This window comes from Bacillus sp. DU-106 (genome assembly GCF_004799705.1).
Lineage (GTDB): Bacteria > Bacillota > Bacilli > Bacillales > Bacillaceae_G > Bacillus_A > Bacillus_A cereus.
In genome coordinates, this window is record NZ_CP026607.1 from 4,204,523 (window position 1) to 4,216,709 (window position 12,187).

Sequence of the window (12,187 nt, forward strand, 5' to 3'; positions counted from 1 at the left end):
CTGTCCTTTTTTATATTCATTCAGACTTTCTGTAGAAGTTAGATGTGATAAGACAAAACAGACCAACTATGGCAATACTTATACCAACCCTTTTATGTAAACTTGGAAATAACGGTGGTATATCCGAGTAAACATTTGCTAATATGAGACCGATTGAAAATAAAAATATTCCTATTCTATATAACCATTTTCTTTTGTTCATCATTCTCCCCTCCTAACATTTTTCATACACTCCTTTCTTTTGGACATACTACCTAAAAAAGGAGTGGATAATATGCAAAATTCTATACATAAGCAAATTCTATTTTTATTTTTCCTCTTTCTTATTCTCGTTATCGTTTTCAGCTTTATATTACATACTCCAAAAGATGTACCAAATAGCGTTTCTTTTTATAAACTACTGCTCTCGTATTGTCGTTATTGAAGAAGGTGCCTTTTTTAAGGCACCTTTTAAAATTCTCTTTTTTCATATATTTTTACTGAAACAAAGGTAGATGCTATGAACATGCACATGGAACTAATGAATAACAAGCTGTTGTATAGTTGAATTTGTTCTAAGTTAATTTGAAACAAAGCTTCTAAAACAACTATCGGTGCCATGAATATTACTATCGTAATGAAAATGGTTTTCTTATACCCTAGCCAAAAGGATATTGGTAAAACAAAACTTAAATACAATAAAATAAAGCTAATACTAGCAACCATTGTCGTTTCAATAAATTCAAATAAGTTAACCCCACTCTTCATTCCCATCGTGAAACAACCGACCGTTACACTTATAAAAAGAATAATAATTGCTACTATATATTTCGCATACACAATTTGTTTTCTCAATATTGGTAAACTATTTACTATAACTTCACTCTCATTTTTACTATCTGCTTCAAATGTTTTTACTGTTGCCCCAATTGTAATAATTAGTGACATAATTATGAACAGATTTTCCGTATCTGTTAAGGCCATATAAAAGAAAACAGGATACAGTATGTACCAAATTAAAAATTTCCATTGAATGATGAAATCTTTTAAAATTAGTTGCTTGATCATGTATTACCCCTCCTAATATGAAAATGCCCCTTCTATAACTCTGCCTCCTGAAACATTTTCATTGAGAGAAACATTGATATGACTATACTTACTAACACTCCAATACCAAGAACACCCATTGCTAGTGTAGCCTCTTGAGAGTGGAGTACTTTTAGCATAATTGTTTTATCACCAAAAATATTGCACATAAGACCAATCATACCCATTAAAGGAAAAAGCATACTCAAATTTAAGACAGTAATAACTTTATATCCCCCAATGTAATTAGTCGGTATCGTTACTGCACAATAAATCAAAGTTGCTACTATTGCTGAAAATATTGCATACCCAGGCATAACTATATCTCTGTTCAATAAAATATTTCCTAATATTACGACTATAAAAGTTACACTCAAACCAGCCATAATAAATAATGAACTTGCAATATATTTAGCTATAACTATCTCTGTTCTCGTTATAGGCAAACTCACTAACACTTTTTCTGCTTTACTTTTCTCGTCATAATAAAAAGAAATGTATATAATCGTACTACATGTTATAAATACTCCTATTGCAATCCCCATTGGTTCGACGGAATCCTTAAAAATAGATAAAATGGGTATTAAAAAATAGAAAGGAAACATCTTCTTCTGTAAGAAAAACTCCTTCAAAATCAATTGTTGCATATAAATTCTCCTCTCTATAAATCACGCGTTTCATAAATTTTAATTGTAAGAAACATAGAAACGATATAGACACTAGCTAATATCATTCCTCCAACTATAAATACACCAATATGTACTGGATTCATAATCCACTCACTGAATGAAGATGTTGTTTCATACAGCCCATCACTAATAAATATCCAAAGAATTACACCCACTCCTATTGATGCTGCTGATCCTATACTTCTTACTACCTTCGATTTTGTACCATAATAACTAGGGAAAAACGTGACAACAAAAAATGTGGCATAAACAGCTCCATTTATGACTTCATACCATGGAATTTCAATGTATAGATTAGGATGATATACACCGATATCACTAATAACCACAATACCCCTTATAAGAAAAACAACTAACATCGTAGAGAGAATGGCACCAACAATGAATATTGCACAGGAAATATATCTAGCAATTATGATATCCTTTCGACTTACCGGTAAACTATTTATAACAATGTCACTTTTATTTCTTTCATCCATAACGGTTAACGTCATAACCGATGAAAAGGTTATAAATAGACAACTCATTGGAAATAACAATTCACCACTTGCATCTAACATAAAGAACAAAAGGGGCATAACAAGATTCACTAACCAAATTACCCGAAAAAAGAACAAATCTTTATATACGAGCTGACGCATAGGCACCTCTCCCTTTCGCAGTGTAAACGATAATGTCATCTAATGTAGGCTTTTCTAGTACAACCTCATTTCCAAACCAATCGATAATTGTTTGTTTATCCTTCGCTAAACCTTCAAAACCAAATTTATTTTTTCGTAATCCAACAAATAGTTCTTTTCCTTCTCGGTCTAATAAATCATTACTTCCTTTTACGATTACGTAGTTCTCCATTAAGTCTTCTTTTTCACCAGTAAATATAATTTCTCCATCGTTGATAAACGTAATATAATCTGCAATGCGCTCTAAATCTGTTGTAATGTGCGTTGAGAATAATACGGATACTTCATCTTCCATTACAATTTCTTGCAACATATCAAGTAATTCACTTCGAACAACTGGATCTAACCCTGCTGTCGGTTCGTCCATAATAATAAACTCTGCGTGGTGCGAAAGTGCGATGGCAATCGCAAACTTCATTTTCATCCCTTTAGATAGCTCTTTAATTTTTTTATACTTTGGAACTTGCAATCTATGCATATACGATTGATACTGCTCTTCGTCCCACTTTTTATATAACGGTGCAATAATACGCTTCATTTGTTCACACGTTAAATCTTCGTAATAATGATTTTCATCATATACAAAACCAATATTTTGTTTTATGTCCTTTTCGGCTTTCTTATTGTCTTTGCCAAAAATTTTTATATCGCCGCTATCTTTTCTAATTAAATTCATAATCATTTTGATCGTTGTACTTTTCCCAGCACCATTGGGTCCGACAAACCCCATAATATATCCTCGTGGTAATGCAAAACTTATATTTTTCACTGCAAAACCTTGATAACTTTTACAAACATTTTTTAGCTCTAACATCTCTTATTCCCCCTTATATAAACACGCAATCATCTGCTGCAATTCTTCAAGTGAAAGCTGCAACACTTTACTTTCTTTTACGATTTCTTCAGCTTTACTTTCCAATAGGCGAAGCCTTTGTTCTTTTAATAGTTCATTATTTTTACGTGAAACATAAGTCCCCTTCCCAGCAACAGTTTCTATATATCCTTCTTTTTCAAGCTCCTCGTATGCACGCTTCGTTGTAATGACACTAATTTGTAATTCCTTCGCTAAGCTACGAATAGACGGTAATTGATCTCCACCCTTTAAACCGCCATTTAAAATAAGCTGGCTTAATTGTTTTCTTATTTGCACATAAATAGGGTCTTGGGAAGAATTCGAAATAATAATATTCATGTTTTCCTCCAGTGTGTGTATATACTGTGTATACCTTATATATACAGTATATACACACCATCCTATTTTTGGCAAGAAAAAAAGACCAACATTTTCCTGTTGGTCTTTCGTATATGTATCACTTTTCAAAGCGATCTAACATCTCGTCTCTCATTCCGAAACTTACTACTGCAATTCCTATATACATAAACAGAAGGAATGCCGGATGAACCGTGTTGTACCAGCTGCTGTCAACAATTAAGTAAATCGTTAATGCCACAACAAGAACAAACGCTAAGATAAACATATAAAAGTGTCTTGTACTACCCATGATAAACTCCTCTCTTCTCACTTCACCATTCAACAGTTTATTTTATCGAATAATTCGATATGACTCAAGGTTAACTTTCTGTTATGTAATCAAGTTCCACCTTTACAATGTCCTCACATGCTATTGAAATGATTGTTCCTTGTTTATCAATCGCCGTCACTTCTCTATTATCCATTACACGATTTGCTACTCTTTCTAACACTTTCCCTTGGTCTCGATAGCAAAATTCTTTTACATCTTTAATTGTTTCTCCATTTTCTAAATGGTATACCATTCTATAACATCGATATCCCACACTTTCACCCCCGTCTTGTTCGTTTTTTCACATATACATAAAAATGAGTAATCTTTGCCTCATCACATCTTCTTAATTTCAATAAAATTCTAACAAAAATAAATACTTTTATCAAACCGACTTTTTCAACAAAACTACCTATAAAACTACACCTTTACACCATTAGGAAACAAAAAATATATTTTTTTAACATTTTCTTCACTATTTCTGCATAAAGTGAAACTTTAATCAGTGGGGATTTTTGTTCATCCCCACTGATTATTAGTTGAACCAATCGGGCATTTACGGACAGTTTATCTCCCACCTGGCTTCTTTGCACCAGCTAAGTTTTGAGTTGGAAGTTTACTGTCCGTTAATGCGGGACAAATTATCCATACAAAAAAAGAACCCGCCTCAGCGAGTTCTTCTTTTGTTATTCTAATCAAACTTGTACAGGAGCTGGCTTTGCATAACGTAAAACTGGTTTACGTGCAGCCATCGTTTCGTCTAAACGTTTAATGACTGTCGTATGCGGTGCTTCTTGTACAACTTCTGGATTTTCTTCTACTTCTTTAGCGATTTGAATCATCTTATCAATGAAACCATCTAATGTTTCTTTTGATTCTGTTTCTGTCGGCTCAATCATAATACATTCTTCCACATTTAATGGGAAGTAAATTGTTGGTGGATGGTAACCAAAATCAAGCAGACGTTTTGCAATATCTAATGTACGTACACCAAGTTTCTTTTGACGACGACCTGATAATACAAATTCATGCTTACAATGTCTATCGAATGGAAGATCATAGAATGGCACTAATCTTCTCATCATATAGTTCGCATTTAATACAGCATACTCCGTTACTGCACGCAAACCATCTGGACCCATAGAGCGAATATACGTGTATGCACGAACGTTAATTCCGAAGTTACCATAGAATGGTTTCACACGACCAATTGCTTCTGGGCGGTCGTAGTTGAAGTGATAACCACTTTCCGTTTTCTCTAAAATCGGTTTTGGTAAGTACGGAATTAAATCAGCTTTCACACCTACTGGACCAGAACCTGGGCCACCACCGCCGTGAGGACCTGTAAATGTTTTATGAAGGTTTAAATGCACAACGTCAAATCCCATATCTCCTGGGCGTGCTTGGCTTAATACCGCATTTAAGTTTGCACCATCATAGTATAATTTACCGCCTGCATTATGGACGATTTCTGCCATTTCTAAAATATTTTCTTCGAATAGACCTAATGTATTAGGATTTGTTAACATAAGTGCTGCTGTTTCTTCGTTTACAACACGTTTTAAGTCTTCTAAGTCAACAAGGCCATTTTCATTTGATTTTACTGTAATTGTTTCAAAACCAGCTACAGTTGCAGATGCTGGGTTCGTTCCGTGAGCAGAGTCAGGTACAATTACTTTCGTACGGTTAAAGTCACCATTCGCTTCATGGTATGCACGAATTAACATTAAACCTGTCCATTCTCCGTGTGCACCAGCTGCTGGTTGTAAAGTAACAGTATCCATACCTGTAATTTCAATTAAATGCTCTTGTAAGTCGTACATTAATTCCATTGCACCTTGTACTGTCTTTTCATCTTGCAGTGGATGAATATTTGCAAATCCTGCGAAACGAGCTACACTCTCATTAATTTTCGGATTATATTTCATCGTACAAGATCCAAGTGGATAGAATCCAGAATCAACACCGTGGTTACGGTTTGAAAGTGCTGTATAGTGGCGCATAATATCAAGTTCAGATACTTCTGGTAGCTCTGCATCTTCTACTCGAATATAATCGCTCTCAAACACATCTTCTAGTTTCACTTCTTCTACATCTAATTTGGGTAAGCTATATCCTATGCGTCCTTCTTTACTCACTTCAAAGATAAGTGCTTGGTCTTGATTCTTCATTGGATAGCCCCCATTTCGTTTACAAGTGTGTCAATTTCCTCTTTTGTACGAAGCTCAGTTACTGCTACAAGCATATGGTTTTCATGCTCTTTATAATCACGGCCTAGATCGTAACCACCGATAATATTCTTTTGTAATAATGCATCGTTTACTTCTTTCACTGGACGTTTGCAATCTACAACAAACTCATTGAAGAATGGTCCAGCAAATGTTACTGTGAAGCCTTTCGCTTCAAATTGACGTTTTGCATACTGTGCTTTAGAAATGTTTTGACGTGCCATTTCTTTCACACCCTGTTTGCCAAGTGCCGTCATTGCAACAGAAGCTGCTAATGCATTTAACGCTTGGTTTGAACAAATGTTAGATGTCGCTTTATCACGACGAATATGCTGTTCACGTGCTTGTAACGTTAATACAAATCCACGTTTACCATCTGAATCTACAGTTTGTCCAACAAGACGTCCTGGAATTTTACGCATAAATGCTTTCGTTGTTGCAAAGTAACCACAGTGCGGTCCACCAAACTGCGTTGGAATACCGAATGGTTGTGCATCACCGATTACAATATCAGCACCAAATTTCCCTGGTGGTGTTAATGCGCCTAATGATAATGGATTTGAAGAAACGATAAATAATGATTTTTGTTGATGAACGATTTTTTCAATATCAGCTAATTTTTCAACTTGTCCGAAGAAGTTTGGATATTGAACGATTACACAAGCAACTGTATCATCTACTTCACTTTGTAATACATCTAAATCTGTTACACCATCTTTATGATTAATTTCAACAACTTCAAGATTTTGACCTTTTGCATACGTTTCAAGTACTGCTCTTGATTCTGGATGAACCGCGCTAGATACAAGAATTTTCTTTTTGCGAGTATGGCCAGCTGCTAACATTGCCGCTTCAGCTAAAGCTGTACCCCCGTCATACATAGAAGAGTTTGCTACATCCATTCCTGTTAATTCACAAATCATTGTTTGGAATTCAAAGATTGCTTGTAATTCCCCTTGTGAAATTTCCGGTTGGTATGGTGTATAAGCTGTATAAAATTCTGAGCGAGAAATAACATGATCTACAATTACTGGAGCATAATGATCGTATACACCTGCTCCTAAGAAAGAAGCGTATTCTTTTAAGTTAGCATTTTTACTAGCCATTTGAGATAGCTCTTTTAAAAGCTCTGGCTCTGATTTTGCTTCTTTAATTTTTAAATCCCCTTTAAAACGAACACTCTCTGGAATATCAGAGAATAATTCATCGATCGTTTGAACGCCGATCGTTTGTAACATTTCTTTTTTGTCTTCTTCTGTCATTGGAAGATAACGATGCAACATGAAATCTACCCCTCTCCCCGTTACTTTGAACGTTTGTAAAATGGTGTTGGAACAACTACTGCTTTGACGCGTTTATTACGAATTTCAATTTCTACTTCTGTATCAACTGCTGCGTATTTTACATCAATTAGTGCTAAACCAATGCTTTTCTTTAACGTTGGAGATTGTGTACCACTTGTTACTTCCCCAATTTTTTCTTCACCAATAAATACAGGGTAATGCGTACGAGGAATTCCACGTTCGATTACTTCGATGCCGACTAATTTACGAGGCGCACCGTTTTCTTTTTGCTCTTTTAACGTTGCTTTTCCAAAGAAGTCTGCTTCTTTATTTGTTTTTACCGCAAAGCCAATTCCAGCCTCAATCGGTGTAATATCTTTTGATAATTCTTGTCCATAAAGTGGTAATGTTGCTTCGAATCGAAGTGTATCACGAGCACCTAAACCACATGCTTTTAAGCCCTCTTCTGCTCCAACTTCAAGAAGTTTCTCCCAAAGTTTTGCAGCATCTTCACTCTTACAGTAAATTTCGAATCCATCTTCACCTGTGTAACCTGTACGAGATACAAGTGCTGGAATTCCATCTACAAGAATATCGTTTTTAAATTTAAAGAACTTAATTTCTTTCAAATCTTCTGACACAACTTTTTGTAAAATGCCTTCTGCTTTTGGTCCTTGAATTGCAAGCTGTGCAACTTCACTAGAAACATTGACTACTGTCGCATCGCCAATTACATGACTTGCTAACCATTCGTAATCTTTCTCGATATTTGATGCATTGATTACTAATAAATAGTCTTCTTCACCACGTTTGTAGATTAATAAATCATCTACTGTACCACCATTTTCGTAGCACATAGCTGTATATTGTGCGCCCCCTACCTTTAAGGTAGATACGTCATTTGTAACAACACGTTGTAAAAATGCTAAACTATCTACACCTTTTACTTCAACTTCTCCCATATGAGACACATCGAACAAACCTGCAGCTGTACGTACAGCTTCGTGTTCTTCTTTAATGCTTGAAAATTGAACTGGTAATTCCCAACCACCGAAGTCGATTGTTTTCCCACCATACTTCGCGTATACATCAAATAACGGTGTACGTTGTAATGTAATCATGCTCTCTCCCCCTTATGCTTTGACAAATCAATAAAAGTTGCTTCCCTTTTCTAAACATTTTCATTCTGAAAAGATAGGATATACGGAATCTCATTATATTTTTTTATGAAAGCGTAAATAAAAAATCACTTTCTTGGATAAAATACGAAAGATTCCACACATTTCACACCATTATCCTAACATCATTCGCTATATTTCATCAATATTCTAGCATAAAAAATAATTTAGAATTTTTTATGTTAAAACACAATAAATACAGCTTTTGAGATTTAATACTTTATTATTGTCTATCATATAGCCTTTAATAACGATAATTATGCCTTCTTTTAAGGCAAATCATCATACATTAAAAAATAATTACTTTAGTTTATAAAAGGTGGGAGAGTCGTAATGAATGTCGATATTTCCGTAGATCGGACGTGGCAAAACAATTTTTTAAATAGAATTGATGAAGATGGTCCTTGGACAAACTGGGATTTATATCACTTAGCTTATGAAACAGAAAAATCGTTACTTGTTCCTACTTTTGATGGACTACAAGCACCGAAACATTTATCCCATTTCACACCGCTTCCGCATCAATTAGAAGTCGCTCAAAATGTAATTGAACAAATGAATGGTAAAGCGATTCTAGCAGATGAAGTAGGTCTTGGAAAAACAATCGAAGCTGGACTTATTTTGAAAGAATACATGGTCCGCGGGCTTGTGAAAAAGGTACTTATACTTGTCCCAGCTTCTCTCGTATCACAATGGGCATACGAGCTGAATACAAAGTTTTTCATTCCCGCTGTAGCACAAAAGAAAAGCTACTCGTGGGAACAAGCTGACGTAATCGTATCATCAATTGATACTGCGAAACGTTCTCCACATCGCGATATCGTGTTGAACTTAGAATATGACCTTATTATTATCGATGAAGCACATAAACTGAAAAATAATAAAACAAAAAACTATGAATTTGCACAACGATTAAAAAAGAAGTTTTGTTTATTACTAACCGCTACTCCTGTTCAAAATAAGATTGATGAAATTTTTAACCTTGTTTCTTTATTAAAACCAGGACATTTAGGCAATCAATCCAACTTTGAAGAATATTACGCTTCCAAAAATCGTTCAGCCGAATCAGATGAAGACTTAAAAGCTCTCATTAATAAAGTAATGGTGCGAAATAGACGACATAATACCGGTATCGATTGGCCGAAGAGACATGTACGTACAATTTTTGTTGAGTTTAATGAACAAGAACAAGCTCTATATAATGATATCGAAAATTGGCGAGGACAAGACGCCTTCACATCTGCTTTCTCATCGTTAACGTTAAAACGGGAAGCGTGTAGTAGTCGTGAGGCTGTTTACTATTCATTGAAAAAGCATGTAGAAAAAAGACAGAAAGAAAATGAACATTATATAAAAGATCCACATATCGATGTGCTAATGGACAAAATTAATCATATTCCTTTCAACTCGAAAGCAACTAAAGCTCTAGAGCTTATAAAAGAAATTGACGATAAAGTCGTCATTTTCACGGAATACCGAGCATCACAGATGTACTTACAATGGTTTTTACAACAACACGGTATTTCTTCTGTCCCATTCCGCGGCGGATTTAAACGCGGGAAGAAAGATTGGATGAAGGAACTTTTCCAAAATCGTGCCCAAGTGTTAATTGCAACGGAAGCTGGCGGAGAAGGCATTAACTTACAGTTTTGTAGCCATATGATCAATTATGATTTGCCATGGAATCCAATGCGTCTTGAGCAAAGAATCGGACGTATTCACCGTCTCGGTCAAAAGAATGATGTTCATATTTATAACTTAGCTACAAAGCATACTGTTGAAGAACATATTCTGAAACTGTTATATGAAAAAATCAACTTATTCGAGCGTGTTATCGGTGAACTCGATGAAATTTTAACGAGAATTAATATGAAAAACATCGACGCGCACATTCAAGAAATTTTCGCGCAATCAAAAAGCGAAGGTGAAATTAGAATTAAGATGGAAAACTTAACATCTATAATCGACTTTGCGAAACGAAATGAAGCTGAGGTGCAAGGCTATGCAGCAACATGAAATTCATAATTACTTATACAATTTCTTTGAGGCGAATAACTGTGAAATTTTAGAACGTTCTCCTCATTTATTAGATGTACAGTTAACAATTGAGATGGATAAATTATTAATGAATCGCCCTTTTTATTGGCACTATCTTGAGAAAACAGGAGGCGTACCGAATCCGATGCGCCTTACTCTTATTACAAATCCAGAAAATGAAGAAAATGATGGTGAGCTTATTCACTACGGTTCACCACGTCTACATCAAATTTTCCAAACGACAAAAGAATTAGGCTCTTACATACGTTTATATGAGGATGTAAGACATAATGGGGCAACACATACACCGCTCCACCCTTGGCTCGGTATTAATATAAAAGTTTCCTATCAATGTGATCGAAAAAAAGACATCCTTCACTCGATTGGTATTCATCTCATTTCTGGAACAATGATGGCAAACTTTCATGAAACATTAACAAACATTAAACTTACACCAAAAATACCTGATTTTTGTTTTACGCTCTCGCCCATCATTAAACCTCAAAGTGGTTTACAACGCATAGAAGACGCTTTAAAAAATATAATTGCAGAAGATGACCATACGTGGGCAAAAGAAGCAAGAGTGCGTTGGAATCATGATTTAGACCTTTTAAACCGTTTTTATGAAGAAAGTGACGAACTTCCTGAGAGCTATGAAATTGAAAAACAAGCTCTGCAAGAACAGTATGAACCACGTATTACAGTGCAAATTATTAACGGTGGACTCTTTTATGTTACCGCGAATCATTTTCTATCAAAATAAAGCTCCTTCTGCTTTAGAAGGAGCTTTATTTCGAGTTACTCTCTATCCTCATTACGCTCTTGTTGTTTTTGCTTTGCCATGCGTTTTTGATACGCACGATCCTTCGCGCTCACATGATTTGCATCAGTTGGAAGATTTTCTTTCGAACGTCCAATTCCATTGCTCATCTTTCCCACTCCTTTTTACGTTTTTCAGAATACATGTTTATTTTCAGCTAGAGTTACAATCCTTATACAAAAAAATAAGAGCAGCCATTGGCCACTCTTACTCGCTCACATATTTTTGAAACATATCATGGATGCCTTTATTTACTAGGTTCGAGATCTGCTCGTCAGATTTATTCGGATAACGATCACGCAATCTGATAGATGCCTTCACCATTAAATTTTCTAATACAGAACGGCCACCTTCTCCATAAATAATTTCAGCATATTTAACAAGCCTTCCATCCTCTACTGTTGCTGGATTATGATTGAAGAAAAATTTACTCATTGTCTCCACCTCTCTCTTTTGATAACGTTTACATTTATATAGATTATTTATGTTATTTATTTCACAATATTGTATGCATGTATATTTAATTAGTTTCATTATAAAGCAACATATCGATAGTAAATATGTGATTTTCCGTCCATTTTGTGAACAAATTAAAAATGAAAGCGTTCCCTTTATTATATACTAAAAAAACTTACTACGCTAGGGGCAATTTTTTTCAATCTACTCCCCCCCTCGAAAATTGAT

Annotated in this window: 16 protein-coding genes; 3 read left to right on the top strand and 13 right to left on the bottom strand. The window is 35.0% G+C overall.

The features are described 5' to 3' along the window. Window positions 1–16: 16 nt before the first annotated feature. The 11 genes from C3Y97_RS21330 to gcvT all read right to left on the bottom strand — a co-directional run bounded on the left by C3Y97_RS21330 (window position 17) and on the right by gcvT (window position 8,589). Complete coding sequence (locus C3Y97_RS21330) at window positions 17–205, bottom strand: hypothetical protein (protein ID WP_002164431.1); 189 nt, start codon at window positions 203–205, stop codon at window positions 17–19. A 245-nt stretch (window positions 206–450) separates the two neighbouring features. Further along, window positions 451–1,044 carry an ABC-2 transporter permease gene (locus tag C3Y97_RS21335; RefSeq protein WP_079998907.1) on the bottom strand — a complete coding sequence of 198 codons (594 nt, stop codon included), beginning with the start codon at window positions 1,042–1,044 and terminating at the stop codon, window positions 451–453. Window positions 1,045–1,079: 35 nt separating this feature from the next. Further along, window positions 1,080–1,712 carry an ABC-2 transporter permease gene (locus C3Y97_RS21340; protein WP_001186551.1) on the bottom strand — a complete coding sequence of 211 codons (633 nt, stop codon included), beginning with the start codon at window positions 1,710–1,712 and terminating at the stop codon, window positions 1,080–1,082. Window positions 1,713–1,726: 14 nt separating this feature from the next. Then, entirely contained in the window at window positions 1,727–2,395 is a 669-nt protein-coding gene (locus C3Y97_RS21345; RefSeq protein WP_001249555.1) for an ABC-2 transporter permease, read from the bottom strand. Next, a complete protein-coding gene (locus C3Y97_RS21350) occupies window positions 2,376–3,248 on the bottom strand; it encodes an ABC transporter ATP-binding protein (protein ID WP_136363633.1) in 873 nt (290 codons plus the stop codon). The genes C3Y97_RS21345 and C3Y97_RS21350 overlap by 20 nt, the downstream gene beginning before the upstream one ends. 3 nt (window positions 3,249–3,251) lie before the next feature. After that, window positions 3,252–3,626: a GntR family transcriptional regulator gene (locus C3Y97_RS21355; protein ID WP_001021349.1), complete on the bottom strand. Its 375-nt coding sequence runs from the start codon at window positions 3,624–3,626 to the stop codon at window positions 3,252–3,254. Between the two features lie 118 nt (window positions 3,627–3,744). Next, on the bottom strand, window positions 3,745–3,936 hold the full coding sequence (locus C3Y97_RS21360; RefSeq protein WP_000535933.1) for a hypothetical protein: 192 nt from the start codon (window positions 3,934–3,936) through the stop codon (window positions 3,745–3,747). A gap of 70 nt (window positions 3,937–4,006) precedes the next feature. After that, complete coding sequence (locus C3Y97_RS21365; protein ID WP_000262496.1) at window positions 4,007–4,210, bottom strand: DUF3929 family protein; 204 nt, start codon at window positions 4,208–4,210, stop codon at window positions 4,007–4,009. Between the two features lie 442 nt (window positions 4,211–4,652). After that, window positions 4,653–6,128, bottom strand: coding sequence for an aminomethyl-transferring glycine dehydrogenase subunit 2 (gene gcvPB, locus C3Y97_RS21375; RefSeq protein WP_136363634.1), 1,476 nt, complete (start codon window positions 6,126–6,128; stop codon window positions 4,653–4,655). Continuing rightward, window positions 6,125–7,468 (bottom strand): aminomethyl-transferring glycine dehydrogenase subunit 1, encoded by a 1,344-nt coding sequence (gene gcvPA, locus C3Y97_RS21380; RefSeq protein ID WP_000903240.1) that lies wholly within the window; start codon window positions 7,466–7,468, stop codon window positions 6,125–6,127. The genes gcvPB and gcvPA overlap by 4 nt, the downstream gene beginning before the upstream one ends. 20 nt (window positions 7,469–7,488) lie before the next feature. Beyond that, window positions 7,489–8,589 carry a glycine cleavage system aminomethyltransferase GcvT gene (gene gcvT, locus C3Y97_RS21385; protein WP_000631769.1) on the bottom strand — a complete coding sequence of 367 codons (1,101 nt, stop codon included), beginning with the start codon at window positions 8,587–8,589 and terminating at the stop codon, window positions 7,489–7,491. 390 nt (window positions 8,590–8,979) lie between these two features. On the opposite strand from gcvT, the gene C3Y97_RS21390 reads away from it, so the two are divergent. Together C3Y97_RS21390 and C3Y97_RS21395 are read left to right on the top strand one after the other, a co-directional pair. After that, window positions 8,980–10,662 carry a DEAD/DEAH box helicase gene (locus C3Y97_RS21390; protein WP_001100040.1) on the top strand — a complete coding sequence of 561 codons (1,683 nt, stop codon included), beginning with the start codon at window positions 8,980–8,982 and terminating at the stop codon, window positions 10,660–10,662. After that, on the top strand, window positions 10,649–11,446 hold the full coding sequence (locus tag C3Y97_RS21395; protein WP_001183964.1) for a YqhG family protein: 798 nt from the start codon (window positions 10,649–10,651) through the stop codon (window positions 11,444–11,446). Before C3Y97_RS21390 ends, C3Y97_RS21395 begins: the two co-directional genes overlap by 14 nt. A 35-nt stretch (window positions 11,447–11,481) precedes the next feature. Here the strand turns inward: C3Y97_RS21395 and C3Y97_RS28280 are convergent, their stop codons facing one another. Then, window positions 11,482–11,613, bottom strand: a complete 132-nt coding sequence (locus C3Y97_RS28280) for a hypothetical protein (RefSeq protein ID WP_000064668.1) — start codon at window positions 11,611–11,613, stop codon at window positions 11,482–11,484. Between the two features lie 97 nt (window positions 11,614–11,710). Beyond that, window positions 11,711–11,938: a hypothetical protein gene (locus C3Y97_RS21400; protein WP_000032702.1), complete on the bottom strand. Its 228-nt coding sequence runs from the start codon at window positions 11,936–11,938 to the stop codon at window positions 11,711–11,713. A 73-nt stretch (window positions 11,939–12,011) separates the two neighbouring features. On the opposite strand from C3Y97_RS21400, the gene C3Y97_RS21405 reads away from it, so the two are divergent. Beyond that, window positions 12,012–12,128 carry a GTP pyrophosphokinase gene (locus C3Y97_RS21405; RefSeq protein WP_078030520.1) on the top strand — a complete coding sequence of 39 codons (117 nt, stop codon included), beginning with the start codon at window positions 12,012–12,014 and terminating at the stop codon, window positions 12,126–12,128. Window positions 12,129–12,187 lie beyond the last annotated feature (59 nt).

What these genes read in the sequence shown, in the direction of transcription:
- C3Y97_RS21330 (WP_002164431.1), bottom strand. Translation starts at nt 205, where the DNA reads ATGATGAACAAAAGAAAATGGTTATATAGAATAGGAATATTTTTATTT.
- C3Y97_RS21340 (WP_001186551.1), bottom strand. Translation starts at nt 1,712, where the DNA reads ATGCAACAATTGATTTTGAAGGAGTTTTTCTTACAGAAGAAGATGTTT.
- C3Y97_RS21345 (WP_001249555.1), bottom strand. Translation starts at nt 2,395, where the DNA reads ATGCGTCAGCTCGTATATAAAGATTTGTTCTTTTTTCGGGTAATTTGG.
- C3Y97_RS21350 (WP_136363633.1), bottom strand. Translation starts at nt 3,248, where the DNA reads ATGTTAGAGCTAAAAAATGTTTGTAAAAGTTATCAAGGTTTTGCAGTG.
- C3Y97_RS21355 (WP_001021349.1), bottom strand. Translation starts at nt 3,626, where the DNA reads ATGAATATTATTATTTCGAATTCTTCCCAAGACCCTATTTATGTGCAA.
- C3Y97_RS21360 (WP_000535933.1), bottom strand. Translation starts at nt 3,936, where the DNA reads ATGGGTAGTACAAGACACTTTTATATGTTTATCTTAGCGTTTGTTCTT.
- C3Y97_RS21365 (WP_000262496.1), bottom strand. Translation starts at nt 4,210, where the DNA reads ATGGTATACCATTTAGAAAATGGAGAAACAATTAAAGATGTAAAAGAA.
- gcvPB (WP_136363634.1), bottom strand. Translation starts at nt 6,128, where the DNA reads ATGAAGAATCAAGACCAAGCACTTATCTTTGAAGTGAGTAAAGAAGGA.
- gcvPA (WP_000903240.1), bottom strand. Translation starts at nt 7,468, where the DNA reads ATGTTGCATCGTTATCTTCCAATGACAGAAGAAGACAAAAAAGAAATG.
- gcvT (WP_000631769.1), bottom strand. Translation starts at nt 8,589, where the DNA reads ATGATTACATTACAACGTACACCGTTATTTGATGTATACGCGAAGTAT.
- C3Y97_RS21390 (WP_001100040.1), top strand. Translation starts at nt 8,980, where the DNA reads ATGAATGTCGATATTTCCGTAGATCGGACGTGGCAAAACAATTTTTTA.
- C3Y97_RS21395 (WP_001183964.1), top strand. Translation starts at nt 10,649, where the DNA reads ATGCAGCAACATGAAATTCATAATTACTTATACAATTTCTTTGAGGCG.
- C3Y97_RS28280 (WP_000064668.1), bottom strand. Translation starts at nt 11,613, where the DNA reads ATGAGCAATGGAATTGGACGTTCGAAAGAAAATCTTCCAACTGATGCA.
- C3Y97_RS21400 (WP_000032702.1), bottom strand. Translation starts at nt 11,938, where the DNA reads ATGAGTAAATTTTTCTTCAATCATAATCCAGCAACAGTAGAGGATGGA.
- C3Y97_RS21405 (WP_078030520.1), top strand. Translation starts at nt 12,012, where the DNA reads ATGCATGTATATTTAATTAGTTTCATTATAAAGCAACATATCGATAGT.